Annotated in this window: 28 protein-coding genes; 11 read left to right on the top strand and 17 right to left on the bottom strand. The window is 47.0% G+C overall.

Annotated elements, in window-relative coordinates; all coding sequences use genetic code 11:
* Position 1: 1 nt before the first annotated feature.
* Positions 2 to 2,704 (bottom strand): hypothetical protein, encoded by a 2,703-nt coding sequence (locus AC6I1F_RS08735; protein WP_497801742.1) that lies wholly within the window; start codon positions 2,702 to 2,704, stop codon positions 2 to 4.
* A 95-nt stretch (positions 2,705 to 2,799) separates the two neighbouring features.
* On the opposite strand from AC6I1F_RS08735, the gene AC6I1F_RS08740 reads away from it, so the two are divergent.
* Both AC6I1F_RS08740 and AC6I1F_RS08745 read left to right on the top strand, forming a co-directional pair.
* On the top strand, positions 2,800 to 3,114 hold the full coding sequence (locus AC6I1F_RS08740; RefSeq protein ID WP_160335479.1) for a transcriptional regulator: 315 nt from the start codon (positions 2,800 to 2,802) through the stop codon (positions 3,112 to 3,114).
* Complete coding sequence (locus tag AC6I1F_RS08745; protein ID WP_202074582.1) at positions 3,107 to 3,406, top strand: helix-turn-helix domain-containing protein; 300 nt, start codon at positions 3,107 to 3,109, stop codon at positions 3,404 to 3,406. Before AC6I1F_RS08740 ends, AC6I1F_RS08745 begins: the two co-directional genes overlap by 8 nt.
* 4 nt (positions 3,407 to 3,410) lie before the next feature.
* Here the strand turns inward: AC6I1F_RS08745 and virB10 are convergent, their stop codons facing one another.
* Genes virB10 through AC6I1F_RS08765 form a run of 4 tightly spaced genes read right to left on the bottom strand, consistent with a single transcriptional unit; the run spans position 3,411 to position 6,171 of the window.
* Positions 3,411 to 4,595 carry a type IV secretion system protein VirB10 gene (gene virB10, locus AC6I1F_RS08750; RefSeq protein ID WP_288319332.1) on the bottom strand — a complete coding sequence of 395 codons (1,185 nt, stop codon included), beginning with the start codon at positions 4,593 to 4,595 and terminating at the stop codon, positions 3,411 to 3,413.
* The gene (locus AC6I1F_RS08755; protein WP_237178763.1) at positions 4,596 to 5,441 is read right to left on the bottom strand and encodes a TrbG/VirB9 family P-type conjugative transfer protein; all 846 of its coding nucleotides are present in this window, start codon (positions 5,439 to 5,441) and stop codon (positions 4,596 to 4,598) included.
* The gene (locus AC6I1F_RS08760; RefSeq protein ID WP_497801793.1) at positions 5,438 to 5,524 is read right to left on the bottom strand and encodes a VirB8/TrbF family protein; all 87 of its coding nucleotides are present in this window, start codon (positions 5,522 to 5,524) and stop codon (positions 5,438 to 5,440) included. Before AC6I1F_RS08760 ends, AC6I1F_RS08755 begins: the two co-directional genes overlap by 4 nt.
* A complete protein-coding gene (locus AC6I1F_RS08765) occupies positions 5,521 to 6,171 on the bottom strand; it encodes a VirB8 family type IV secretion system protein (protein WP_497801743.1) in 651 nt (216 codons plus the stop codon). The genes AC6I1F_RS08760 and AC6I1F_RS08765 overlap by 4 nt, the downstream gene beginning before the upstream one ends.
* 66 nt (positions 6,172 to 6,237) lie before the next feature.
* On the opposite strand from AC6I1F_RS08765, the gene AC6I1F_RS08770 reads away from it, so the two are divergent.
* From AC6I1F_RS08770 to AC6I1F_RS08785, 4 genes are all read left to right on the top strand, one after another.
* Positions 6,238 to 6,510, top strand: coding sequence for an AbrB/MazE/SpoVT family DNA-binding domain-containing protein (locus tag AC6I1F_RS08770; RefSeq protein WP_290432784.1), 273 nt, complete (start codon positions 6,238 to 6,240; stop codon positions 6,508 to 6,510).
* The gene (locus AC6I1F_RS08775; RefSeq protein ID WP_160335475.1) at positions 6,507 to 6,860 is read left to right on the top strand and encodes a type II toxin-antitoxin system PemK/MazF family toxin; all 354 of its coding nucleotides are present in this window, start codon (positions 6,507 to 6,509) and stop codon (positions 6,858 to 6,860) included. The genes AC6I1F_RS08770 and AC6I1F_RS08775 overlap by 4 nt, the downstream gene beginning before the upstream one ends.
* Positions 6,861 to 7,126: 266 nt before the next feature.
* Positions 7,127 to 7,510, top strand: coding sequence for a type II toxin-antitoxin system RelE/ParE family toxin (locus tag AC6I1F_RS08780; RefSeq protein ID WP_160335474.1), 384 nt, complete (start codon positions 7,127 to 7,129; stop codon positions 7,508 to 7,510).
* Positions 7,497 to 7,787 carry a helix-turn-helix domain-containing protein gene (locus tag AC6I1F_RS08785; RefSeq protein WP_288319331.1) on the top strand — a complete coding sequence of 97 codons (291 nt, stop codon included), beginning with the start codon at positions 7,497 to 7,499 and terminating at the stop codon, positions 7,785 to 7,787. The genes AC6I1F_RS08780 and AC6I1F_RS08785 overlap by 14 nt, the downstream gene beginning before the upstream one ends.
* A 6-nt stretch (positions 7,788 to 7,793) precedes the next feature.
* Here AC6I1F_RS08785 and AC6I1F_RS08790 read toward each other — a convergent pair whose 3' ends face one another.
* Genes AC6I1F_RS08790 through AC6I1F_RS08820 form a run of 7 tightly spaced genes read right to left on the bottom strand, consistent with a single transcriptional unit; the run spans position 7,794 to position 14,632 of the window.
* Positions 7,794 to 9,491 (bottom strand): type IV secretion system protein, encoded by a 1,698-nt coding sequence (locus AC6I1F_RS08790; RefSeq protein WP_497801744.1) that lies wholly within the window; start codon positions 9,489 to 9,491, stop codon positions 7,794 to 7,796.
* Positions 9,492 to 9,500: 9 nt separating this feature from the next.
* Complete coding sequence (locus AC6I1F_RS08795) at positions 9,501 to 10,220, bottom strand: TrbJ/VirB5 family protein (protein ID WP_497801745.1); 720 nt, start codon at positions 10,218 to 10,220, stop codon at positions 9,501 to 9,503.
* The gene (locus AC6I1F_RS08800) at positions 10,221 to 10,820 is read right to left on the bottom strand and encodes a hypothetical protein (protein ID WP_497801746.1); all 600 of its coding nucleotides are present in this window, start codon (positions 10,818 to 10,820) and stop codon (positions 10,221 to 10,223) included.
* The gene (locus AC6I1F_RS08805) at positions 10,817 to 13,279 is read right to left on the bottom strand and encodes a VirB4 family type IV secretion/conjugal transfer ATPase (protein ID WP_290432782.1); all 2,463 of its coding nucleotides are present in this window, start codon (positions 13,277 to 13,279) and stop codon (positions 10,817 to 10,819) included. Before AC6I1F_RS08805 ends, AC6I1F_RS08800 begins: the two co-directional genes overlap by 4 nt.
* Entirely contained in the window at positions 13,272 to 13,601 is a 330-nt protein-coding gene (locus AC6I1F_RS08810; RefSeq protein ID WP_160335467.1) for a VirB3 family type IV secretion system protein, read from the bottom strand. The genes AC6I1F_RS08805 and AC6I1F_RS08810 overlap by 8 nt, the downstream gene beginning before the upstream one ends.
* On the bottom strand, positions 13,602 to 13,883 hold the full coding sequence (locus tag AC6I1F_RS08815; protein WP_160335466.1) for a TrbC/VirB2 family protein: 282 nt from the start codon (positions 13,881 to 13,883) through the stop codon (positions 13,602 to 13,604). It lies immediately after the preceding gene.
* Positions 13,884 to 13,918: 35 nt separating this feature from the next.
* The gene (locus tag AC6I1F_RS08820; RefSeq protein ID WP_497801747.1) at positions 13,919 to 14,632 is read right to left on the bottom strand and encodes a lytic transglycosylase domain-containing protein; all 714 of its coding nucleotides are present in this window, start codon (positions 14,630 to 14,632) and stop codon (positions 13,919 to 13,921) included.
* A 13-nt stretch (positions 14,633 to 14,645) separates the two neighbouring features.
* Between AC6I1F_RS08820 and AC6I1F_RS08825 the strand changes: the two genes are divergently transcribed.
* From AC6I1F_RS08825 to AC6I1F_RS08835, 3 genes are read left to right on the top strand one after another with little or no spacing between them, the layout of a single operon-like run.
* Positions 14,646 to 14,825, top strand: a complete 180-nt coding sequence (locus tag AC6I1F_RS08825) for a type II toxin-antitoxin system HicA family toxin (RefSeq protein ID WP_356899748.1) — start codon at positions 14,646 to 14,648, stop codon at positions 14,823 to 14,825.
* Positions 14,822 to 15,160 (top strand): type II toxin-antitoxin system HicB family antitoxin, encoded by a 339-nt coding sequence (locus AC6I1F_RS08830; protein ID WP_160335463.1) that lies wholly within the window; start codon positions 14,822 to 14,824, stop codon positions 15,158 to 15,160. The genes AC6I1F_RS08825 and AC6I1F_RS08830 overlap by 4 nt, the downstream gene beginning before the upstream one ends.
* 24 nt (positions 15,161 to 15,184) lie before the next feature.
* Positions 15,185 to 15,481 (top strand): addiction module antidote protein, encoded by a 297-nt coding sequence (locus tag AC6I1F_RS08835; RefSeq protein WP_160335462.1) that lies wholly within the window; start codon positions 15,185 to 15,187, stop codon positions 15,479 to 15,481.
* Between the two features lie 4 nt (positions 15,482 to 15,485).
* Here AC6I1F_RS08835 and AC6I1F_RS08840 read toward each other — a convergent pair whose 3' ends face one another.
* Positions 15,486 to 15,863, bottom strand: coding sequence for a hypothetical protein (locus tag AC6I1F_RS08840; protein ID WP_160335461.1), 378 nt, complete (start codon positions 15,861 to 15,863; stop codon positions 15,486 to 15,488).
* Between the two features lie 71 nt (positions 15,864 to 15,934).
* On the opposite strand from AC6I1F_RS08840, the gene AC6I1F_RS08845 reads away from it, so the two are divergent.
* Complete coding sequence (locus tag AC6I1F_RS08845) at positions 15,935 to 16,207, top strand: type II toxin-antitoxin system RelB/DinJ family antitoxin (RefSeq protein ID WP_290432781.1); 273 nt, start codon at positions 15,935 to 15,937, stop codon at positions 16,205 to 16,207.
* On the top strand, positions 16,204 to 16,479 hold the full coding sequence (locus AC6I1F_RS08850) for a type II toxin-antitoxin system RelE/ParE family toxin (protein WP_251451594.1): 276 nt from the start codon (positions 16,204 to 16,206) through the stop codon (positions 16,477 to 16,479). The genes AC6I1F_RS08845 and AC6I1F_RS08850 overlap by 4 nt, the downstream gene beginning before the upstream one ends.
* A 78-nt stretch (positions 16,480 to 16,557) precedes the next feature.
* Here the strand turns inward: AC6I1F_RS08850 and AC6I1F_RS08855 are convergent, their stop codons facing one another.
* The 4 genes from AC6I1F_RS08855 to AC6I1F_RS08870 form a co-directional block, all read right to left on the bottom strand.
* Positions 16,558 to 22,785: an autotransporter domain-containing protein gene (locus AC6I1F_RS08855; protein WP_497801748.1), complete on the bottom strand. Its 6,228-nt coding sequence runs from the start codon at positions 22,783 to 22,785 to the stop codon at positions 16,558 to 16,560.
* A 30-nt stretch (positions 22,786 to 22,815) separates the two neighbouring features.
* A complete protein-coding gene (locus AC6I1F_RS08860) occupies positions 22,816 to 24,384 on the bottom strand; it encodes an ESPR-type extended signal peptide-containing protein (RefSeq protein WP_290448953.1) in 1,569 nt (522 codons plus the stop codon).
* Between the two features lie 210 nt (positions 24,385 to 24,594).
* Positions 24,595 to 24,792 (bottom strand): hypothetical protein, encoded by a 198-nt coding sequence (locus tag AC6I1F_RS08865; RefSeq protein WP_008865049.1) that lies wholly within the window; start codon positions 24,790 to 24,792, stop codon positions 24,595 to 24,597.
* On the bottom strand, positions 24,789 to 25,841 hold the full coding sequence (locus AC6I1F_RS08870) for a hypothetical protein (protein WP_290448954.1): 1,053 nt from the start codon (positions 25,839 to 25,841) through the stop codon (positions 24,789 to 24,791). The genes AC6I1F_RS08865 and AC6I1F_RS08870 overlap by 4 nt, the downstream gene beginning before the upstream one ends.
* Positions 25,842 to 25,860: the final 19 nt, after the last annotated feature.

A 25,860-nucleotide genomic window follows, 5' to 3' on the forward strand; every position in this document is an offset into this window, starting at 1 on the left:
TTTATTTCTCCTTTTCTCTTGCAGGCTGCTTCATCTGAACCACTGTGGTATTGCGGCTCGGAGCGTCAATTGCAAAGCGATTAAGCGAAACAACTTGACCGTTTGCCTGAGCCTGTTCAAACAACTGATAGAGGTTGGTTTTCAGGCTCGAAAGCAGTTTGGGGTTGTTTTGAAACTCGCTCTTTTCGGCATAACTTTTGACAAGAACGTCAAATGCCTGCTGATTGGCTTTGTTAAGGCCGCCTGCCGCATCTTTTCCTTCGGCTAGAAGCTCTTGTTTTCGCTCATTGAAATGTTCTTTGGCAGGTTCAAAAATTCGGTTGACCGCGATTTCCCTCAGAGTTGTTTCGCCTCTGTGGAAATCCAATTGGATGCAATCTCCTTGGTCGGCTTTTTCACTCAACTCTTTTGCGACCTCTTTGACCTCCTGCTCGAAGAATTTTTCGACGTTTGGATTTGAAAAATCCTCCTCACGCAGAAGCTTCTCACTGATGAACCGATCCTTAACCAAATCGGAGATTTCTCTATCCATTGCCAGGTGTTCAACCTCGGAGCCAACGAGATTTGAACAGTCAATGTTCACGGAGAATTTGTTATCACCATGACGAGTGAACTCAACAACCGGCGAGTATTCCTGATCGTAGGGATCAATGCGGATTCTCAGATCGGCGCAGCGAATCTCGGCATTAAGAAGAAAAAGCGGAACGATATCGAGCTGCTTTTTTGCAAATTCCGGTGAATATTTTTTTTCAAAATGGTCATACAGCTGAAATTCTGCATTCTGAGTCATGAGCTCAAACGTTTCAGCAGACTTTTTGAGGTTAATGCTGTTGTAGTCTCTCGGCAAAACAAATTGCTCAGGAATAAGCTGTTGAACAACTTCCAGGTCTTCAGCATCCAGGCCCTCCGTACTAAGAGGTTTGTTGTTAACAACCCGAATCTCCTCAGTACCCCAACGCTGTATCTCTTCAGTGAATTTCTGTTGATGCGACAAAATGAACTCCGTTTCATCTCGGCAAAGTTCCTTCATTTTTTTTGCGCAGTTTTGGAGGTAGGTGTGTTCCACGCACTCTGTGAAAGTCTCTGCTTTCGGGGGAAGGATAAGTTCGATTGGATTAGTGAAATCAGTCCTCAGCCGTCGGTTGAGATTGTCGGCCTCATGCGTAAGGATTCGCTTTAAGGGCTCTGCATCAAACTGTGAGCATGCAGGCTCCATACTCCGAAATTTCTCTGCAAGGCGCGGCAGATTTTTACTTGAAAATAAAGCCTCAATCTTTTGACATTCCTTTGGTAAATAACAAATTTCCTTCACCTGGAAAACAAAACCGCCTTTTTCTTTGTCAAAACGAGCTTGATTGATTGATAACGTTTCGTTGCCCAAGTAGAACGGATTGTGTCCTTCCGGACGCAAACCGTTCTGTTCCTTTTGGGCGACAACCAGCTTCATGTTCCCCAGATGCGCTGTGATTTGGTAGTCCTTAATCAGTTTTTCAATATCAACGGCTTGTTTTTCGCCATTTTTTGTCGCAGTCTGAGTGATGGAGGCGTTGATTTTGTCAATCGCATTATGAGTGGAGGAAACAAGCTTTGCCCCGTCCTCAATCGACGCCTGCCCGAAGGCGTTTTTGATAGCTGCCTGTGTCCGGGACGAAAACTCTTTTAAAAAGTCGGCATTCAGATCAAAGTGAAGAGAAAAATATCCGATGGGCACGTCATTTTCATTCATTGCCGGCTCGGCAGCTGGAGCGGCTTTCAAACCAATGTCAAAGATATCCTTCGGGATTTCCTTTCCGTTGGCCTGTGCCTGTTCAAAAAGCAGATGAAGATGCGTTTTTAAACTTGAAAGAAGTTTCGGATTCTGACGGAACTCATCCTGCTCGGCATACCTGCTGATGAGTTCCTCGTAAGAATTCTGATTGATTTCATTCAATTTGTTTTCGGTTTTTTCTGACATAAGTTCATTTTTGTGTTTGCTGAAGAACTCTCTGGCAGGTTCAAAAATTCGATTGGAAACGGCCTCCGAGAGTGAAAATTCGTTGTTGTGCAGTTTCAGACTGAACTCCGGCTGAGCTGCTCTCTCTAAGTGCTCTCTGATGGGCGCTTTCACATGCTCCTGCCAAAATGCTTTGATCTTTTCGTTTGAAAAATCGTCGAAATCCAACAGATTTCTCACTAAAAATCCGTCTCGGACTCGCTCTTCCAGGTCTCTCCAATTCATCAGTTCGTCTCGATCCTGATCATGCAGTTTCTGTGTATTCAGAGTGAGCGCAAATTCGTTCCCGATCTTCTCAAAGGACTTGACAGGAGACTCCTTTGCATTGAGAGGAAAGCGGACACGCAAGTCGGCACATTTGACGAAGGCGTTTGCACCGAAATCAGGAATCTCGCTGAGCTTCTCGGAAATCTCATCTTCACTGACCGATTTGCCTTTGAGGAAATCTTCAAATCGAAGTTCCGCGGCCTGGGTCATTTTTTCAAGTGCCTCGGCAGCAGCTCTTGCGTCAAACTGCTGCGGAAGGACGAATTCGGAGGGAACGATTTCATCCAGCGCGTTCTGCTCTTCTTCTGTCAAGGAGCTTGCCCAGGCGTTGTAGTAGTTGTCCTCAACCACAAACACCGGCCCAATGGTAGTGTTCAAAGAAATTTCATCCTGTCTGGACAGAATGTCATCTGAAAATTTGATGAATTCGTCTTTTTCCGTCATTGTTTGTTTACTCCTATGGGCTTTGCTGAGTCGATAACGCTATTGACAACGTTCGTAAAAGAGGAATATGCTTCTACTACATTGTGGGAGTTGTTATGCTTTATACGGTCTGTGAAACACCTATTTTTTGCCAGCGGGCAAAGGATGTTTGGACAGATGCTGAACGCGAACAGTTCATTGTTTGGATTGCTTCCAATCCGTTGAGCGGAGATGTCATACCGGGCACCGGAGGCCTCAGAAAAGTTCGCTGGAATGCCAAAGGACACGGAAGGCGAGGTGGCGCCAGAGTTATTTATTACAACGTGCTTGAAGACGGCGAAATTTACCTGCTTATGGTTTACTCGAAGAGTAAATTTGATGATCTTCCGCCAGCTCTCTATAAATCCTTGATGGAGGTTATTAATGAGTGAAATGAAATATTCTTCAGATATTGAAGTTAACCGGTTCGCTGAAGACCTTCTCTTATCCGTTAAACAGATGAAGGCTCGGAAGGCTGAAAGAAGAACTTTTGTAATTCCCGTTGTTGAAACTCGCAATAAGACCGGTTTGACACAGGAAAAATTTGCACAGTTGTTGGGAGTTTCCGTCAAAACACTGGCGGCGTGGGAGCAAGGAGTGCGGACTCCTTCAGGCGCCGCAAGAACGTTGCTGAAGATTGCCGAAAAGTACCCGAAAATTGTGAAGGAAGCAGCATCAGCGTAGCAAGTCATGGCTGTTCTCCGTTCTTTATAGGATTCAGTCGATACACCGTGGAGAAATCGACATCACGCGCGACAAAAATTCCCACGCGCTCGCCTTGATTCTTTGTCAGCGTCGGCGGAATGTTTCCGCTCTGGCGCATCGCCTCACGGATTATTTCTTTCATGCCGTCTTCCGAATTTTGGTAGTAATTCACGCCGCCGTTGTTCTCGCTTTGTTTGGTCATGCCAAACTCAAACGCGTCCTGAACCAATGTGAAAAGGAGGGCATTGCCAAAACGAGCCCACCAGTGGAAATCTATGTCTCCAGCCATGCCGGCTCCTCCGAGCGAATCGGTTGCCGGACTGTCCAAATTGATTCGCACGCCTTTAGGCGTTTGAATCTGGGTCCAAAGCACGAAAATTCGATTGAGGCCGTTTTCAACTGCCCCTTTGTATTCGCCGATTGCTTTAGAACCTCTTTCCAGAAGCAGCACTTTTCCGTTTGCTGAATAAATGTCTCTGGGCAAAACGCAGCTCGTCATCCCGGGAACTGTTGTATCCAGCTTCGTTTCCAAGATGCAGTCAATGAATGTGCCTTTGGCCAGAAGAAGATTTCTATCTGGCATCATGGCCGCACGGGTTGCAGGCGTCGAGACGGATGAAAGCAGGTTGCCGAGCTTTCCTCCGCCCCCTTGACCTGAGTTGTAGCCTTCCTCTCGGAAGCTCGCAGCAAGACCCTTGGTTTCGGTATCGCTCGCAATCGAGCTGGCTTGACCCATCATCGGAGCCATGTTCCGCTTTTCTTCCAAAGTCGGTTCCTTTTTCTCTTCTTTCATCGCTATCGCCCGATCCGGAACGCTCAGCGGAACGATTTGAGGCTCTGGCTGCTGAAGCTGAACCGGCTGCGGTTCAGGCTCCTTAATGACGGGCTTAGGCTCCTCAATCGGCTGAATTTCCGAGAGAGGAAGCAGCGTCAAAGATTTTGACGAAAAACCTCGTTCAACCTGCGGTTTGTCATCCGGCTTTGAGTTGGTTTTGTTTTTTTGGTAAAACCCAAAACCAATAACGATTAAAAGAACCAGAATCAGAAGCAGTGCAGAGAAAGTTCCGACTCTAGAGTTGTTTTGCTTTCGAGCTGCGACGCTTGGAATCCCAAGACTCTCTGTCTTCTCGGCTTCGGTTCCATTCGGTTTGTTTGTCGTGTCTGTCATTTAATTCACCTGCTTTATCAGTTCTCGTTTGAGCCCGGGCAGTGAAACGCCGGAATCACTGCTTTGACCGCCGCCTGTGAAGGCCTCGTTGTAAATTCCGACGACGGCAAACCCGGCGCGCAGCCTGAGTTCTTTGTAAACGCCGTGAATAACGAGCCAATCTCCCTTTACGTGACTGTTCAGCAGCGTTTCCACGTTGTTTTCAGCCACCCTGTAGACCGCAGGAAAATCTGTCTGGCGATCAAATTTCAGATATGTAAAGAGTCCGTCGTCATAAACCTCAAGCGGTGCAATTTCACGGCTCAGTTCTGACGACCCAAAGTTTTCGGTGTAACTTCTGTTAATTGCCTTGCTTTCTGCTGCGGCTTCAGGAGTTGTTTTGTCATCCAGTAAGGAGTCGATGACTTTTTTGCGGGCTTCTTCCTGAGCTTTTGCAGCTTCTTCCGCCGGGTAGCTGAATGCAAGACTGTATGTGGCGGACGGGCGGTTGCCCACAAGCCTCACATCAAAAAAGTAGGTGTGCTTGTTGGTAACCACAACAAGGTTCGTTGTGCCGTTGAAAGCTTTTGGCTTTAGAAAGAAGTGGTTCTCTCTTGCCATGAACTCCCAAGCAGTGGAGTACCCAGAACCGTAGTCCAAGACCTTTTCACCGGGGGAAAAAATGATTGTGGTGATAACACCGTTTACCGCATTTACAGGATAGACTTGGCCTTCTTTGTATTCAGTGTGCTGGATTCGGCGGTCCAGGCTGCTGACCTGAGTTTTTTCAAGAGCAAGAGCGTCGCACTCAAAAAACGTGAGAAATGCGGCGGGAAGCATCAGAGAGAGGAGCATTTTTTTCATCATTGTGCACCTCCCATGATGGGATCAACACGCCAAGAAGTGACTGTGAATCCCAGCGGATTGATAAGGCGCTGAGACTCACTCATTTCAAAGGTGGGGTTGTACTCGTAGCCGATCGTTGCACGCCAAGAATTTTTTGAGCCTCTTCCTGATTTGTGTACGTGTCGAGAAGGCGCTTGGTGAATCGGACGGTGGCAATGCCGTTGCCATTGGGAACGACAGATTCAATTTCGCAGACGATTTTCTTTTTGTCCTTGAGCAGGTTTTGAATAGATTTTTTGTTGTCTACTCCGTATTGGTTGTCGTACGGCGAAAAAACCTCGGGTACGCTCATCAGACGAACTCTGGCGTGATCGTTTTCGAGTGTTCGATAGTCGTAGCTTTCTCGACTTAAGGTGTAGAGGTTCAGCCAGTACTTATCCATCATCTCGTCAACCGGAATGTTTTGAGGGTCGCGAATGTCAATGACTCGTGTTGTTCCGGTTGATTTATCGAGCTCAACAATGAATGGATAGCTTTCCTTTTTGAACGCAATCACGATTGCAACAATGGACACCAAAACCAACACAAGAGTGAGGATTTTGGCGACGTTCCAACCAAGCCTGGCCTGCTTCTCCTTCAGAGCGAGGCGCTCGGCGGTCCAATCCAATGCTTCCGCATACTTGTAGTCCTGAGCGTTCTTTTCCTGAGGTTTAGCCTCAATCTTGGGACTTGATTTCTTTCTTAAAAACATATTTTTTCCTAATATTGATATAATTTTTGTTAACTTTTAAATAACTTTTTGAGTTAAGAGGTACTTATGGCAACACTCGCATTGCGAAAGGTTGGAGGTTCTGTTGTCCTCACACTCCCGAAAACGCTGCTGGATCTGCTGAATGCAAAAGCCGGGGACAACGTTGAATACACGTTTGATAATGGGAAGCTCGTCATTGACTCAAAGCCAAAGCGCAGAAAACTTCCGAAATATGACTTGAGCCAGCTGCTTGAAGAACACAAGCAAATCATGCCCTTGCTTGAAGAAGAGTATGCGGCGTGGGATCGAATGAAACCCGTTGGGACTGAAATGTTATGAACAAAGTTCTTCAGCAAGGCGACATAATTCGCATAGGCTTTGATCCCTCGATGGGACAGGAACAGCAGGGTGTACGTCCTGCTTTCGTTGTCAGCGTTCGACAGGTTAATGCTCTTTCTAATCGAGTTATTGTTGCCGCCATTAGCAATGGGGCTGCGTTTAATCGTGAACATGGCCTCACGGTCCCACTCATTGGAACCGGACTTCAGACATCCGGAGTCATTATTTGTGATCAAATCCGAACGATGGATGTCAAAGCTAGAAGGGCTGCTTTTGTTGAATCCGCTCCTCAATACATCGTCGATGAAGTTCTTGGCAAACTTGCTCTCATCCTTGGAATAGACGAGTAGGTTCTTCATTGCCCTGACTCCTTATTTCCATCCTCGTAACCGAATCGGAAATTTGTCTTGGTTTGATGTCCTGCTCGTGCGGCGGCAACCTTCAGTCGGTTTTCCTCTGAACGCTGTTGAGCAAAGGCCTCAATTGAAACCTTTTGGCCGGTTGGCTGTGGCGGCTTCGGGGCGCCGCATCCGAGCAAAGAAACACAAAGGATTACAGGTAGAATCAATTTGAGCTTCGTGGTACATTCCAATATCGCATTTTTGATATAATTTTCATGGATAAAGTTAAAACTTCTCTTATTGAGGCAGAAAAAGGTTCGCAACTCTTTGAGATTGAGTTTGCTAACCAAAAAGCATTGGACGAGCTTGTGATGTTGCCTACAGCGATTCGCGCTAAATGTTTCTATCTTTTGGAACGAATGAAGGTGGATGGTCCGAATCTCGGTGAGCCCTTTACAAAAAAGATTGCTGGAACCGGCTCCCTGTTTGAAATTCGTGCTAAAGCCCTTGAGGGGATTGGCAGATGTATTTACTGCGTTTGCGTTCAGAAAAGGATTGTTATTTTGCATTCTTTCGTGAAGAAAACACAAAAGACGCCTGCGAAAAACCTCGAAATTGCGCTTAAAAGGTATAAGGAGTTTATCAATGACAATTATTAAATCTTTTAACCAGGTACTGTCTGAGCAGAGAAAAGACCCGGAGTTTGAAAAGGCATATAAAGAAGCTGAACGCGAATATATTTCTTTCAAGAATGTAGTGAAAGCCAGAGAGTGCGTTGGTTTAACACAAGGTGAAGTTGCCGTCTTGATGGGAACAACGCAATCAGCTGTTGCTCGGCTTGAACGCAATTTAGCTTCAGGGATTCTTCCGTCACATAATTCACTTACCCGATACGCAAAAGCCCTCGGTAAAAGAGTTGTGGTTAACTTTTTGTAATTTGGATTATTTAACATTTCCTTCTCCCTTTTGTTTTGAGTTCTTCAAAATTTCGTCGGCGGCCTTTTCATTGGCCTGAGCGCGGATTTCTTGCTGCTGTTCTACTTGCTCGGCTTCTGTTGGTACAGATTGGGAAGCAGATGTGCCGGATGCTGATTGAGGCACTTCAGCCTCCGGAGCCTTGTGTTCAGACGCGCTGAAATCGGACTTGTAGTCGAACTGTGAGTGATCAGTGCTGAAATTAGAATCTTTATCCATTGCACTCGAAACACCTGAAACTCCGGCGGCTCCTGCTGCGCCTACAGCTCCGGAAGAGCCTTGAGAACCGTTAGCGCCGACTGCTCCGCTCGCTCCTGTCGCTCCGCTGGCTCCTGTTGCTCCGCTAGCTCCTGTTGCTCCGGCTGCCCCTGTTGATCCTGCTGTACCCGGAGCTCCTACCGGTCCGGACGCGCTTTGAGAACCGCTTGCTCCGGCTGAAGGAGCGGACGACTCTCCAAATGCACCGGGAACGCCGACCGATGCGGCGTTTCGTGCCGCTTGAGCTTCCTCTTGAGGAGTCTGCTGCTGAGAGGGCGGCGCTGTTGTTGCTCCGTTTGTTTCTCCATTTGCATGGTCAAAGCCGAAAAGACGCGCTGCAGAGCCCAATGAATAGCCCATAGCTGCGGAGGCAAAAGACCCGGTGTTCGTCAATCCTCCCGAACCAAGAATGTTTCGTGCTTTCTCCCGCAACTCGTCATTGTGAGTTGCCGCTCCATAGCCGAGAATCGCTCCGCCGGTAGCTGCCGCCATGGTTCTACCGACACTTGAGAACATGCCTGCAACGCTTGCGGCCTGAAGCGCAACACCGCCCGTAATGCCGGAGGCAAAGGACGGAATCGATTTGACAACCGTAGCAACCGCAAGAACGATGACGGAAAACGTCGCAAGTTTTAGCGATAGAGTGGAAAAATTCTTGGCCGCTTGTGCTTCTTCAGCCGCCAAAGTTAACTCATCAATATTGGTGGTAAAAATTCCATCCAATAAGCAAAGCATCCCGGCAATTGCAACCAGAGTGAAAACCCAACAAATGATTGCCCTGAGCCAGCCGTCGAACCAGCTGCGTGTTGCTGGGAACATCAGGGTGCAAATAAACAGCGGTCCAAAGGAGAGGCCCATCACAAGAAATATCTCGTACAGCATGAGATAACCGACCGCGAAAAACATGAAGTAGATCGACACAAAAAAGATGAGCACGAGCATCGCTAGCACAAACGCGATCAGTGCCATTGAGTCTCCAAAAACACCCCAGCTCAATTTGCTCCAGATGTTTTGGATTGCCGAAACACCCTCCATGAAGGTTTCCCATGTCACATCTATAATTGACCAACTGTTATCCATACTGGAGAGGCCCGCAGCTGTTGAAAGAGCACCAAGAAGCATGTTTTCAACGCCGTAGACCGCCGGAATGACATAGGTTGCGAAATTCCCTGCATTCAAGGCAAAAAACGCGATCAGCACGATCTTTGCGCATTGAGTTACCAAATCAGGAATTGCACCCTCTATTCGCCCCGTCATCAGCAGATACGCACGGATCATGAAATAGAGAAGAACGCCGGTGTAGACGACAATTGCAATTTCTGAGGCGATTTGGCCGGAGGCTGCCTCTGCAATATTAGTCAGACTGCTTCGGATGCCTTCACCAAAAGTCGCGAAAACCCCGCTCATATTTGCTCCTTATCGCACCTTTATCGGTTTCAGGGCGTTTTTCACATCTTCCTGAGTCAGCTCAGGAAAGATTTGCTTCATCGCCTCTTGCCGAGCCTGTTCCTTGACGATCCCAGCTTGTTGATTCATTTGAGCCTGTTGGAACTCAGCGGCAAGTTTCGAGGACGAAAGAGCAACCTGCTCAGCCTGAATGCGAGCGGAAAGATCGGCAATCGCTTTGGCGTCTGTTGCGCTGTTGATCTGCTGCATCAAAAGTTCGACTTTTTCCAGCCTCTGAGTCACAGTTTTTTGAGTTTCTTCAAGAATTGCCTGCTGTTCAGCGACAAAACTTTGACTCTTAAGGCAGTTTTCTTTGACTTCCCCCGTGTAGTTCTCGCAAGCCTGACCAAGGTTCAGCCTGTCAAAAACTTCTTTGCCGAGAGAACTCAAAGAACCGGTTCCGCGCACAATCGCGTTCAAGCGAAGCTGAGCGTCCAGCGGAATCAAATTCCTCAGTTTTGAGTCGTAATGGATCATTCCGAGTCCGCGATTGCCCGTGATGGCATTCAGCTGACTGACGGCAGTGTTGTACTGCGCCTGTAGCTGCGAATACATTTGTTGCAGCTGAGTCAATTGCTGGACCATTTGTGCAATAGCTGCGGCGTCAACCGTTGGAATGCCGCTGGCAAATGCCCCGGAAGTCAATCCGGCAGAAAGAACCGCTGCGAGTAATAATTTCTTGTATTTCATTTATCTTCCTTTATAATGTGTGGCAACATTGTTATAACGGAGGTCAAAAATGCCCACGACTGCTTGTAATGACTCAATCCGAATTCGAGTTAATAAAGAACTCAAGAAGGAAGCCTCAGAACTTTTAAGCTCCATGGGTTTAAATTTCTCTGATTTTTTTCGCATTTCTCTTCTCAAATTAGTCAATGAAAAGAAAATGCCTTTTTCAATCGACGTTCCAAACCAAGAAACGATTCGGGCAATGCAAGCTGCCGAAAATGGGGACGTGACATACCACGAGAGTGTGTCTTCATACTTTAAAAATCGAGGCAAGTAATGCTCCGCTTTGGAACGACCGGGCTTTTTGATAAGGATTTGGATTTGATGGAGAAACGCGGGAAGGACATTGGAAAATTGGAGCGCGTCCTTCAATCCCTTATCTGTGAAGAGGCTTTGTCTTATCAATTGCGTGATCATCCGCTTAAGGGAAATTGGAAAGGTCATCGGGAACTGCACATGGAACCTGACTGGCTTTTGATCTATAAAAAGACTGACAAAGAAATCATTGCGGTGCGTACCGGAACTCATTCCGATCTTTTTTGATTGGTTTTCTTTACTCATACTTCTTCCTTCGGCTGCGCAGGCAGCGTTTTCTCACCGAAAAAATACGGAATCCACGTGTTCGGTTCAGTTCCGACGAGCTCAAACAGCTTTTCCCCAAAGGCTGTCGTTCCTGCTGAGCCGCTTAAAACCTTCAGCGCCTTTCGGAAGTTCCCCAAGTCGTGCCTCAGCAGAACAGAAACGGAGCCCTGCTTAACCAGCATCATTCGGCTCTGTCGATCCAGGCCTTTGATCAAATTGAACTCGTCCTTCGTCGTTTTGAATCCCTCGACATAATCCCGTTCGTTCGCGTCCGGGTTCGGCAGGTAGATTTTTGTTGCCGTGTTGTCGATGAAGGCGCTTCCTCTCTCATTTTTGAGAATGTCCTCGGGGCTTTGAGAGGCGAAAACGAATATCCCGTTTTGCTTACGAATCGTTTTCAATTTGTCAAAGGCGTACTTCTCGGTGGCAGGGTCTGCCAAATACTTCCAGAACTCGTCCATGACAATGATCGTTCGCCGCTTGTCCTTCATCACCTGCGACTCGATCAGATACAAAATAATTTCAGTGAATGCACCGCGGCATTCTTCATTTTCAAGAAAATCCGTTCCGTCGATTCCGAAATTTTTAAATTCGTTCAGATCGAGCGTGTTCTCCTCGTTGTCAAAGCACCATGCCAGGGCTCCTGTTGTGATCCATTTGTTTAAGCGAATCTTCAGAGATTTTTTTGCGTCCTCAGCCCGATCTCCCTGTTGCAGAGATTGCGGCAAAACTGCTAATCGGCGGTACTGCTTCGGCATACTCATAACTGTTTGAACGGCGTCCGCAAGGCGTTTTTCGTCAAGCGGTTCAATCGGCAGGCCGTCTCTGGCAATGAGCCGTTTTGTCCATCCGATCAGAAACTGGATGTTTTCCGGCGTAGGTTCCATCTGGAACGGATTGATCCCGGAGGGCTTGCCGTTTTCGATGGACAGGTAGCCGCCGCCCATTGCACGAATAGCGAGTTCAGCGCCCTTATCTTTGTCAAACAGGATGATTGACAGATCGTTTTCTTCGGTTCTGAATTTTTGAGCGGAAAATAGCAAAAAATTCAAAAGAACCGTTTTTCCGGCACCTGACGCCCCAAGAATTGCTGTGTTGCCGAGCGGCACATCTCCGGTTGAGTCAACATTCGGGTCGGTGTAATGAAAATTGAAATAGTAGGGTTGGTTTGAGGGCATGCGCATTAGTGCAACCGCCTCACCCCAAGGATTTCGGTTTCGCTTTCCACAGGGGAAATTGTGAAATGAGGCAAGATGCGCAAAATTCATGCTCGTGATTTTTGCGATTCTCGCTCGTTCCTTGCTGCCGGGAAGCTGATGCAGGAAACACGCAAATAACGCTAGAGTTGATTTGATCGGCAAAAATCCTGCATCCTGCAATTTCTTGATTGAGTCGTTGGCGTTTTTGGTCGCGGCTTTCTCGTTTTCGCCGAAAACCAACAATGAATATGAGTAGTCACCCATGACGAGTTCGCCGTTTGCAACCATATCGCGCGCAAACGACAGCAGCTGAATTTGGGAAACACCGTCGTCATTGGCAGATTTCAGCTGATTCTGCTGCTGTTTGAGGACCTTCAGCCCCTTCAGTTTGCTCATGCAGGTAAAAGATTGAGTTTCAATGAAACAATAGGGGGCATCCTGCTGAACACTGTTGTATAGCATCACATCCAACAGCCGCGAATAGGTGGCTGTAGGGAAGTCCTTCAGCTCAATTGACTGAGCAAATTGAGTGGAGAGTGCGCTCTGAAACTGAAGCGTATCCGCTCCGCAAAAAATTTGGACATTGCCCAGCACTTCAGATAACGGCATGCACGGCACTCGGACAGGCTGCCAAAAACCCGTAAGCAAAAAGTTATAGAAACTTAATTGGTGACTGAAGGTTTCTTTGTTCTTTTTGTATTCACGCAGAATCTCCGGTTCATAATCCGCAAGCGAATCAACCAGGTTCGAAAAGACCTTTTTGAATATCGAAAGACGCTCTAGGATTTCTTCCTTGACTTCGTCAACATTTGCCTTGTCGAGTCTGACGCTTGTAGCTTTGTGGCTGATAAGCGACACGTACAGCTCTGTTGCCATTAGCGAATCCGTTGACAATCCCGAGTTGTAGGACCGGATGAAATCATTGACAAATTCGGTTTTCGGGTCCGACGGAGCTGAAAGTTCGTCATGAATGATTCTGCGAATACGATGAACTTTGATGCTCATTTCGTCCGTGCTGGACGAAGCAGCCATCACCTTCAAAAAGTTGTTTTGCCTTTCAGCGTCTCTCTGGAGAACCTCGTTGCTGACAGCCTCGAAAACGCGGCCGGAGATTCGGACGGTTCCTACCAGATCGCCGTTTTTGCAGATTACGACACCGCGGTCAATGACCGCACTAAACGGGATGTAGTGCGAAAGCGACCGTTCCCCGTTGGCCAATCTTCGTTTTTCTTCAAACATTCTTTTCTCTTTTTTCAAATACAAAAAGTTCTTTTTGCTGACGAGGACTGAACGAGCTGATTCCGTTCCAAAAGAGGCGGTTCTTATGTCCCAAGATGTTCAACCGGAAGTAGGAAAACAATTGGTTGAAAATCTGATCGTCCTTTTCAGCAAATTTGCTGAGGACGAAATGCGTGATTGGACACACCAGCATGAGTGGAATCCAGACGTATACTGCAAGCAGAATCCAAATCCCCAGATTCAGAACAAAAGGTTTGATTGGGACGCCCGCGATGCACGCGGGCCTCGTCGCCCCTTTGAACAAAGGACTCGACGTTTGCATTTAACCCACCAGCAGTTGGGCAAGCCACGGAGCAGCAGCAATCACAACGGCCCCCATGAACGGTCCAGCAACCTGCTGAAGCGCAACACCCATAAACAAAACCTTGTAGCCTGCCCACACAATGGCGACCGTCACAACAGCAAGAGATACGCCCTGAAGGGTTGAGAGAATCGTGTTGAACAATGTGTTTACGCTCTGTGTCCCAGCGGCTGCCAGTGCAGGCTCACAAATCATGAGCGAAACGAACAAAACGGGGGAAAGGATTTTTAAAGTTTTAAGCATGTTTTCTCCTTGCTTGAGAGTTAAAAAATTGAGAGTTAAAAAATGAGGCCTCTTTGAGAGTCTTGGGTTGAAACAATCAGAGTTGATTGAGTTGAAGGCTTCTCTTCTTCTGTTGAAGAAAGAGAAGGAATTTTTTTCAAACCTGCGTTTTTGCGAACAGAGTTCACGTAGCCGTGGCTGTAGCCCTGCTTGAAATTTCCGCTGTAATAACAAGACAGTGCGTCATGCAGGTTTTTAGATTGTGTGGTGCCGTTTTTTTGAGCTCTGGCATAGCAGTCGCCCAAAATCTGAGCCGCAACGCTCAGATTTGTGCAGGCGTCCAACGCCTTGGCTGCATCAATGCCAAAGGCTGCAAAATTACTTTTATTGATTTGTCCGAGTCCTACCGAGTAGTTGGCACCCGCGAGCTCCAGACGAGCAATTGCTGCCATTGCCTCGTGAAATGACTTGGGCTGAGGAATGCTGCCGCCGACAACGCCGATCGCATACGGATTGAAGTTCGATTCAGTCTTCACAATTGCTCTCAGGGTATCAACGGCAACACTCGGAGCGCAGCGCTGAGCAAGATCGGCAAACTCATCAGCCTGAGCGAGGTGCAGTGGTGCAGCAACACACAGAACGAAGATAAATTGCTTTAATATTGGTTTGTTACTAAAATTAGTAACGAGCGAAGGAAATATTTTGACTAAAAACGACAAATTGCTAATCCGTCTAACCAAATTTCCTACCGCATCGGATATAACCTTCAATGAGCTTTGCTCTGTGCTTAGTTCACTTGGTTTTGATTGGACAGGCGATCGTGGTGGTTCACACGGGCGTTTTGTTTCACGCAGTTCTAAAAGCGACGTGATTTTTTGTGCTCGCCCCCATCCCAGAAATGTTTTGGGAAGAGGAACCATACGTAATATTGTTGAATCATTGAGAACAATGGGGTATTTATGACAGTAAATATGCTTAGATACAAGGGGTATGAAGGGTCGGTTGACTGCGATTTTTCGGATAATCTTCTGACGGGAAGAGTTCTCGGGGTTCGTTGCGGTTTGGTTTACGAAGCTCAGACATTGATTGAACTCCAAAAGGCATTTCATCAAACTGTGGACGATTACTTGGCCTACTGTAAAAACGAAAATATCAGTCCGGAAAAACCTTTTTCCGGGAACCTCAATATTCGCCTGGGCTCTGAACGGCATCAAGCTCTTGCTGCCTATGCACGCAAGCACGGCATCAAGATTAATGATGTGATTCGTTCTGCTATCGACCGATTCGTACAAGAATAGGCTTTTACTTTCGCAATTGATTAAATGAGAAAGACAGAACTTGGCAAGGCCTATGATCCTACAGACTATCTGACGGACGAAAGAGACTACATCCTGTATCTTCGAGCCTGTTTTGATGAAGACCCGGGAGACGGTTCTTTGATCCGTTCCGCCGTTCTCGACATCGCCAAAGCTCAAGGCATGACAGAAGTTGCCCGTAAAAGCGGACTGTCTAGAGATGGACTTTATAAAGCACTGAGTCCTGAAGGCAATCCCGGCTTTACAACAATGAGCCTGATTCTGAAGGCTCTGGGGGTTCAGCTGGACGTTCAGCCTGCTTGATTTCTCATTCATGCAGACCTCCTTCATAATCGAGAAGACCTCGCCTGAACGATCTTGCCGTGTCTCTGACAAACCACAAGTCAAGACCAAAAGTTCTTGAAATAACCTTGTAGCCAAAACCGTCTTTGAGCAGAGGCACAATGAACTCCCTCTGGCTGGCTCGATCAAACAATCTGCAAACGCTGCCGTTTAAACCGCAGAGATAGACGTAGCGCCAGCCTTCGGCAGTGTGGCGATTGAGATTCAATGTCTCAACGGTTTCGTTCAGCGTTGCACCATGGGCAAAAAGCGCTTCAGCAATACAGCGGCGAACAGCTGCATCCGGAGTCATTTTTTGCCAACGGTCAGCATGTGTTTGTTTTGGGCAATGGATTGCTGGCATATCAATACCCCGCCATAGTCGCGTCTCTCAAAGTGCTACAATGTAGGCGCGAATTAAAACAGGAGGTTGATATGACAACAGCTGATTCTTTCATTCGAGTCCGACTCGACAAAGAATTGAAATCAGAAGCGAGCGAAATTCTTTCTGCTATGGGCCTGTCTATATCCGATTTAGTGCGGATGACTTTGACAAAATTGGTTGCCGAACGAGATCTACCCTTTAGTACGTATGTACCCAATAAGGAGACTGTTCGAGCGATGAATACCAAAGACGAAGACTTACTCGAATACGACTCTTTTTCTGCTTTAATTGAAGAAGTTGACAAAGAAATCTCTAAAGAATGAAAGTCAAAATTTCCCCATCCTTTAAAAAGGATTTGAAGAAAGCAAGGAAATCTGGCAGAAGCATTGGACATTTGGAAGAAGTTATTAACCAGATTCAAAATGGCTGCCTTGACCCTAAATGGAAGGATCATCCTCTTGTAGGGCACTGGGTTCCTCACAGGGAACTGCACCTCGCTTCTGATTTTCTTTTGGTTTACCGAATTGAAGCGGGAGCGATTGTTTTGTCTAGACTTGGCTCTCACAGTGAGCTTTTCAATAAAGTGAAAAGGTAATTCGTTCATACTTTTCTCTTCTTTGGATTGATCGGTGTTGAGCGGACTCCTTGCGGAGTCCGTTCTTCGTTTTAATGGTTAGAAGCGATAACGGCCTTCGAGCTTGAATCCGGTATCCAGCTTCCCTGCTGAACCTTTCGTCAAACCCAATTGAAGTCCGCCGGTTACATTGCCTCTTTCAACTTGCAGACCTGCTTGAAGCTTGGACGAGAACCTGCCTGCAAACTCGTTGCTCATAGAGTCCATTTCACCGATAGAAACACCGGAGACCTTGGTCGTGTTCTTCAGATTTCCAATGTTGTAGGTAAGAGTCAGATCTGCTTGCGGACGGACTGTCCAGCTTCCGAAATACGCTTCGCCTTGAACTCCGACTCCAACCGGGAGTTGCAGCAAGTTCGTGGAAGTCTGGCCATAGCTAAAGGCTTTTTGACCGTTGAGCTTGGTTGTGTAGCCTTGAGTATGAGTGCGCAGCCAACGGGCACCGACATGAGGAATCACTTGGAAGTTGTCTGTGAGCTTGAGATTCTTCTCCAACTTTGTGGCGACATTGGCAACGGTATTTTTGATTCGAGCGTCCGCTTTGCTGAAACCAGACCAAGAAGGCAGCCCTTGCGAAGCTTTGCTGATGTTCTGGCCAACATTGATAGAACTAATCCAGTTCAGATCATTGCCAAAGTCCTTGGCAACATAGCCGTGCAGCATCCACTGACTGAACTTGTTCTTGGTGTCGATGTAATCACCGAGGGAGTCAGCTTTACCTTTTTGGAAGGAAGCCGCAAATCCGGCTCTTACAGACGGCATAGCTTCAAACTGATGGTCAGCACCGAGGATCAGTCCTCCGGCATCAGCCTTGTAGCCTCCGGTCATATTTCCGGCTCCGTCTAAAGACTTCGTCTTCAGATGCGTTCCCAGGATGTCAGCCCACAAATGCAGACCTGAGTAATCCTTCAGATAACCGTTTGAGTAGCCGTAATCACGGAAGGAGAGGTGCTTTTCAACTGAGTCCGTTGCATTGTCTGCTAGGTCGTTCGTGATAGACAAAGCTCCGCTGGCTTGTCCTATCATCACGATGGAATTTAAGAGTTTTGTCTTCATGCCGCGGCTAGCAGTCTTATCTTTAAGGATCTTGCAGATCAGCTGTTCATCGGGGCCCCCGCTGCAGGGGCCGTTGAGGGCTTTATTCACATTGTTTGGAATGACAATGTCCGGGTACAGCGTTCTGACGTCAGCCAGCTGCGCGTTGACCCAAATGTTCTTCGGATCATTGTGCAGTGTCAGAATCCACTCCAACCCGGTGCCGACTTGGGCTAACGCTTGAAGATTGTCTTTAGCGATCCATCCGCCGATCCAGGCCGCCTCGTCAGTATTACCCGCCGTGTTAAAGCCGCTAACAATAGAATAATCTCCCGGTTCCTCGAGCCCTCCGAGAACCAGAGTAGCTCCGGGCTCCACTGTAACTTTGGCTATGTCGCTGGTGGTCGTAAAGATGGGTGTATCAGCTGCGATCGGAGCTTTAATTACCGTGTAGCTGCCATCTGCAAAATACAGGTCACCGTTGCCTATCTGCACATGCTCATCTTCACTCGTCCACACTTCAGGTCCAACGGCAATCCCACCGCCGGGGCCCGTAACAACCGGTTCTGTTACCACAAGGCGGCTAGGAACATCCGGAATTCCCAATGCATGATTAACATCAGCAAAATCCAGAGCATCTTCACCCAAACCGAGATCGCCGTTGTTTTTGACATAAATGTTGGTGTCGATTGGTTTACTGTCGGTCTTGAGTTCTAGCTGAACCTTGTTTTCATCTGCTGATGGTTTATCGTTGCCGATAATTAAATCGCCGCCATTTAACTCAACATCTTTGAGAGTAAGTTCTCCTCCGCCGATCTCAACCTTGCCGGCATCAATTATTAACTTGTCAGTTTCTACTTTCCCGGTGTTTACGAAGTCCCCTTCAATTTTGATTTCATTCCAAATTGAAATTCCGGAGTTCGAGTGCGAGCCGTTGACTGTCAGCCATTCACCTTTTTCATATCCGCTATTGGTTGAATTACCTCCGGCCAAAATGGTCATATCTTTGTACTGAGCCTGACCGGAATTGCTCAAAGTACCGCTGACCTCTGTACTCTCAACTTTGGAGGCGTCAAGCGTTCCGGTGGCAGTATTGACAAATTCCCCGGCCACGTTGAAGCTCGAGCCCACATCTAAAGACCCCGAGTTTTCTTGTTTACCCGTCTTTGCAACATCAATGCGGTTCCAAATTGAAACCTTACTGTTGCTGTGAGAACCGTTGACTGTCAGCCATTCTCCTTTTTCATAATTGGAGGTGGTAGAAGAGCCAGTGGCAGCAATAACCATGTCGTTGTAATTCGCCACTCCAGTATTGTCTAATTCACCGGCGATTTGAGACGTTTGAATACTAGACGCTGCTAAATTTCCCTTATTTTCGAATCGGCCTCCGACAGCTACTTCAAAAGCTTTCTGATCGGCATCCGCATCCGTGTCCGGATCAGCTAATGTGGAAGTTGATGAGTCGCTTCCAATAACGAAGTCTTTGAAGTTCTGGATCAAACCGGCAACAGAGACTTTCTTAAAGAAAGAGCTGCCTTCATTGACGTGTTTGCCTCCTTCTTGGACATCAATTGCTTTACCGCTTTCTTCACCTTTATTGTGTGAAGAACCGTCTTTAGCAACCGTCAAGACTGAATAAAGCCCGGTGCCTTTATTCAAAAGTTCGTTGCTGACAATAAGATTGGTTTTATTAGCAGAGCTGAAAATAGCTCCTTCAGCATTTTCAAACTTACCTTTGATGTCAAACGGGATATGGTCTTTATCGGCAACTTGTCCGGAATGAGAGTTTCCTAACCAAATTTGCCCCTCATTGAGCCAGTCTCCCGTGCCCGTGTAATTGTGGGAATGGAGAATTGAATCCTTATTGATGTGGATTTTCCCGTTGTTTTCAATGTCCCAGACCGCAAATTCACCATTTTTTGCTTCTACCTCTCCAGACTCATGGATCTGTATGGAACCAATCCAGCCAATAGTCGGAGTATGAGCAGCAAAGCTGCCGTAAGTGAATTTGCCGGAGACTTCTACATGACCGCCGTCATTGTTGTCATTCTTGATAAGCGCCGTGTTTTCATTAAAGAGGACGCTGTCGGGCACACTATGGACATTGTTGCGGTCTTCATCGGTTCTGATATCGTCGTCATCGTGATTACCGACAAGGGTGAATTCCTTTCCGTTTTCAATATGGACTTGGTTTGCTCCTTCGACACTGAGAAAACCAATGCCGTTATTGACATCAATAACGTTTGCATTCTCGTGGTTGTGTTCATTAAAGCCGATAACAAGATCTTTATTATTGCCGTCCGGATCATTGACTGATTCGTTATAAAGCTTGGTGTGGCTCAAGACGACACCGGTTAAAGCACCGCCGCCGGTTTGTTCTGTATCAAATTGATTAGCTAAATCAACCGTCAGCTTCCCGTCGACTTGTCCTGTGAAAGCAAGATAGAGACCGTTGGAGGTGTCTGAAGGAGAACTCGGATTATCGAGATCAATATTTCCCGGGTTCTCTGCCTCCAGTGCAAAATGCAGCATTGCCTGAACAACACCGGACATCTTTAGGTACTCATCGTTGAAAACGACAAGTCCGCTGCCGCCTTTCACAGCGGTTTTAACGTCCTCGCGCAAAGAACCGACGCTGGTTGCACCAAGGACCTGAGTTGGGACGCCAATTTGTCCACTGGAATCAGTTCCGTCGATGGTGAGCAAGTCACGTTTAACGTCGTTAAATATTTGATCGAGCTTGGTTTCGAGTGCGCCGCCGGCAAGAACGACCGAGTCTTTAGTTGTACCGTCAAAACTTAATTTATCTGCTTGCAGTACACCGCCTTCGTAAATATTGACTGTAGTTTCACTCGTCAATTCAGGGACATAGACAAGTGTTAAATGATCTTTCCAGCCTTTTTTGCTTTCAGCTGGATCAGTTGTAACGATAATTGGATTTTTGCCTGAGCCGCTGATATTGATCGTATTGTTTCCCAGACCGGCTGAATTGCCTTCTGAGTCTTTAATCAGGGAACCGTCTAGGCGGCCTCCGCTGATATTCAGCGTAGCATTTTCAAACCAACCTGAATCGGATTGGATAGAACCGCCAGTCTGGTTATAGACTGCGCCTTCGGATTGATTAATAGATGCAAGATGCAAATTAGAAGAATTGTTTAAAGTGGAACCGGCAGCAAGGTCTGCTTGACCTAAAGCGGCATCGCCTTTGACTTCTAATGTTCCTTTAACGTTAAGCTCTCCCGTCTGATCAGCTGCGTTGACGGCAAGTTTTGCTCCTTCATCAATCTCTACAGAACCAGAACCCGTAATTTTTTGCACTTCGTACACACCGGCAGCCGCAAGCAGTGAGGCGTTTGTCTCGGTAAGCTGCACTTCGGCTGCTTTTCCGGAATATGTTTCACTTAAACCTTTGGAGCCGAAAACGAGTTTTGAAAGTCCGTCAACGACAGTGTTCACCGCCGTCATCACGAAGGTTGAGTTCTCTCCTTTTTCACCAACAAGCTCAAGAGTCTTGCCGTCCTTTACCGTGATGGAGGCTGCATCGTTAATACCTTTGAAACCGGATGAGTGCTGAACTCCGCTGCCTCCTATTTCAATGGCTTTACCTTCACCTTCGAGGCTATGGCTGAGAATCGTCACATCACGGAGCTCGCCAACGTTGCTATAAAGTTCGTTGACCTTAGCAACTGTTAGTTTGTCGTCGCTTGAGACCCCGGAAATGTTGCCAAGTAGTTCTAGTTCAACGTTTCCGAACTGTTCCTTGAATGCTTTTGTGAGGTCATCCCTCTGAGTTTCTGTGAGGTTGACTCCGCGAATGACAACTTTTCCTCCGGAAAGTGTTGCGTGGTCAATCAAAGACTGAGCAACGGTTCCGGGAACATAGTGTCTGAAGAGATCCGTTAAAGAAGTTTTGACTTCTTCCGGTAAAGCAGTTTGCAGACTGACCGTTGACAAAGCTGTTTGGCCTTGGCTGCCTAATGAATCAAAAACGTTGGCTGCGTTATTTGTCTGTAGCGTGCCGGACGAATTCAGGCGTCCATCAGAGGCAAATTCAAATCCGTTTTGAAAGTTCAGTGCACCGCTGTTGTTGAGGCTGCCGGAAATTGCATAGTGAGCAGTTTCAGTCCAGTTTCCCCGGTTGTTCAGTATGCCGGTAGAAGTAAGATTGCCTCTGCTGGTGACATTGCCAGTTAGGGTCAGCGTCCCGGTATTTGCCAAACTCCCGCCTAGATCGGCGCTCCCAATAGTCAAATTGCCGGAGTTTGAAGCTGTCCCGTTGCTTTGGTTAAAGTTCGATACTGAAAGCGTTCCGGCATTAGTGAGTGTGCCATTTTCTTTCGTTAATGTACTGAAACTATAGCTGCCCCCTGTAACAGACAATGAACCATTATTCTTGACGGTTAGTGTTGGGGAATTACTAAACTGTCCGCCTCCTAAAACCAGATTGTTTCCAACGTTTTGTCCCACAACGATGGGGTTTAAATTAACGTACGTTCCGCCGAGCAGTTCGAGTCCCTGAGAAATTGCCATTGGTACAGCGGTACTTTCAACGTAGCTTCCGCCGCGAACAATGACCTTCCCAAAATTGACCGTTCCGCTGCCTGTTTTAAAATCGACGGTTCCGGAAGTATCTAAAACATTCGCGGATAATGAGATGTTGGGACTGGCATTCCCATAGACACTATCGCCTAGGGTTCCTGATTGTCCTACCTTTAAAACTCCGTTTACTTGGACAGAGCCGGTTTCACCTCCGCGGTCTCCGGCAAAATACAGAGAACCGTTAACATTTAAATTTCCACCGACTGAAAGCGTGCCGTTCGATCCTCCTCTTCCAGATCCGTGTCCGGCTAATATGAAGATCGTCGGATTGTCAATCGTCATGTTGTCCCTGACAGTCAGGGACTGAATAGGCCGTCCTGTATCACCGTGTGAACAATCAAAGGCTATGAAAGTCCAGCCTGATCCCCGATCAGGCACAGTAAGACTACCGTTAATCACATAATCCGAATGGATCATGCTGGAACCGTTGTCATGAAATGAGAACGCAATGTTGTTCCAATTTGTCTCACCATCGACTGTTGTAGCAAACACACAGGAAGGAACCAGAGCAACGCTTGCTGCTATCACTGCTGTCGTCTTTCCGCAGGATTGACAGGCCGAAGTCATCGCTTCAGAGACGGCGACGAAGCACCCGCGAACTCTGCTCCATACTTTTTTATAAACATGATTCATTTTTCTCCTCCTCGGGATCTGATGCTTTAATCAGCACTGTTGAGAAACAGCACTGGTGAAAGCATCCGGGAGAAAAAACTTTGCTTTGAATGCCTGAAGCAAATCGTCACGCTGCGTGGTCGTGAGATTGACTCCGGTCACGATCACTTTTCCGCCGGTAAATGTTGCGTGGTCAATCAAAGACTGAGCAACGGTTCCGGGAACGTAGTGTCTGAAGAGATCGGTCAACGCAGTTTTGGTTTCCTCCGGCAGAGCTGCTTGCAAACTGACAGTCGATAGAGCGGTTTGGCCTTGGCTGCCTAATGAATCAAAAACGTTGGCTGCATTATTCGTCTGAAGCGTGCCGGACGAATTCAGACGCCCGTTGGAGCCAAAATCAAAGCCGTTTTGAAAGTTCACTGAACCGCTGTTGTTGAGGCTGCCGGAAATTGCATAGTGAGCAGTTTCAGTCCAGTTTCCCCGGTTGTTCAGTGTGCCTGAGCTTGTCAGGTTTCCGCGAGAGGTCACCGTCCCGGTCAGGGACAACGTGCCTGTATTTGTCAAACTCCCATAAAGATTGGCATTGCCAATGGTCAAATTGCCGGAGTTTGCCGCAGTACCGTTTGACTGGTTGAAGTTAGTAATAGCTAGAGTGGCTTGGTTCGTTAATGAACCGTTGGATTTATTGAGTGTTCCGATCCCGTAAGAGCCGCTCGAGGCCAAGACCGAACCGCCCACATGGGTAAGGACAGATAAATTGCTGACCGAACCGCCTGCCAGGTTCAATACTTGACCTACAGAGAATTTTCCGGAATCAGTGCCGACAACAATTGTGTCGTTATTGATGATCGTTCCACCGGAAACAGTCAGCGTTCCGTTGATATGGAAATCATTTATTGCCAGTTGCTGAAAAGAGCCTCCGGCTTGAGTTACGTTATTGAAAGTACCGTTTAGATCATTCGGTGAATCGAACCAAAAAGAGCCGTTGTTGACAAAGTTGTTAATAGCGAAAGATCCGTAGGTTTTTCTTGCTTCATTACCTCCGATGGAATAGAGACTGCCGTTGTTATAGAGCGTTCCGTTTACGATCAAGCTAACGTGCATCGTCGGATCGTTACCGCTGTCTCCGCTCGTAATCAGACTAAGGTCTGAACCGGAATCAATGGTCGCATCACCCTTTACGACCAAACTTGAATAGATGTCTCCGCCTTTATCGCCGTTGTGTGCGATGTTGACGCTGCCGTTGTTTGTAACTCGAAAGTTTTTTTCAACGGTCAATGTATTACTGAGGGAACTATAGTAATCAGCACCAATCGAAATGGTCAGTACGCCATGTCGAAAGCCTTCGCTTCTATCAATATTCCATGTGTAATTCCCATTGATCGTAGTGCTGTCCGAAAGGACAGTTCCTCGACTTTGGAAGGGAATTCTAGAATCCTTCCCGAATACATCCCCGTCAATGGTCGTCAGCGCAGCAGCAGGTGACGCAATGACACTTAAAACGGCTGCCGCGACTAAAACGGACTTTTTGTTTTGCTGAGATGCCGAGCTAACAGCCTCTGACACAGCAACAAATACGCCTCGGGAGCGGTTGAATACCTTTTTGAATATTTTGTTCATAACGTGTTTTGATCAAAAAATCTGGCAGGACTTTTGCGCGACCCATCATGAACATCAGTTGGAAAGATAAAACACTCACCGCTCTTTCCTTGCGGGGCAGGACTTAAAATTGGGGTGTCCGGGACGGTTAATGTGTCCTGCCAAGAACATTAACCAGCTTCTACTGAGAAGAAGGTCGCTGTCCCGGACATAAACTTTGCGACTACATATCTATGCAGCCTCTAATTGAGAGAGCAGCCAGTTCTGAAGGAATCCCAAATCTTCAGACTGTTTTTTATACGTCCGACCTTTTTTCTTTATCCGGGCCTCGTAAGTAAAAATTGCTTTGAGTCCTTTGAGTCCTTGGACTTTCCGTTCAGATACCACAGAAATTTCCGCGTTTTTGATTTCTTGATTGTTGATTCTCATTGTCTGTTCTCCTTGTCGGGATGCTCTGGAAGTTCCGACTTAGGGCAAAGCCTAGGTTGACCTAACAGAACCGGCTCCGGATCATCGTTAGGTTCCGAGAGTTCTGCTAAAAATTTAGCTATATCTTCATCAGTCCAGTATTTTCGGGCTTGTTCGGCCTTTTCTTTTTCAGAAAGATGCTCTTTCAGCCGCCTTATCGCATATTCAAGACCTCCTAAATACCCGTGTAGATCATCGACAATCTCCAAATTTTTCGGATCTTCTTTTTGAAACAGTTTGGCCTCCTGTCCCAGGTTTGATAATCCACGTTTTATACATTGGATTTTTGATCCGCATTCTCTAAGCCCATTTGCAAGTCTCACGCTGTTGGACTCTGCTGCCGGAGCGGCTTTTTGCAAGAATCGGAAGTTCTTTTTATCTCTATAGAGGCGCCCGCTGTCTCCAATACACTGCTGGAACCAGTCGAGAAAACCACTCAAGCGTCTGTATTCTGCTTCAAGCTCATCAATGACGGAGGACAATACATCCAATGAACTGTATAGGTTTTCCCTTCGGACAAAAGAACCGATTCGGACAAGGTTGGAACCTACTTGCCCTAGCTGATCGAAATTTGAGGAATATGAGTATGGATCAATGGTTATACGGTACTCAGAGCGGTTAACAATTGGTATTTCCTTATGTGAGATCAGCCCGAGATATTTACCGATAATCTGAAGAGCGGTTAAGAATAGCTCCCTCTCTTCCCATTCCATCACAATGCGCGGAAGCCAAAAGTCGTACTCTTCTGTTTCTTCAATGACCTCAAGAACGCCTATTAAAAAGTCTTTTGGTCCGCAGGTGCAAAGAATATAGCAGCTGTAATACTCCTTTTCTTCCGGAGGATTTTTCTCCAGTTCTTCAATTGTTTTTTTGCACAACTCAACCAAAAAATGCATCTGGCCCCAAGAAGGAGCTTGATGATCTGCAATAGTGCTGCGCAACTCTTTAAAACCGGGATTCAAGTAACGGTTGCTGAGATTGCAGCTCATCGTTCTAACGCGATCTTCCATTTTGCCTATCTCTTTTTAT

It is taken from the genome of Parasutterella sp. St.1A3 (assembly GCF_059728705.1).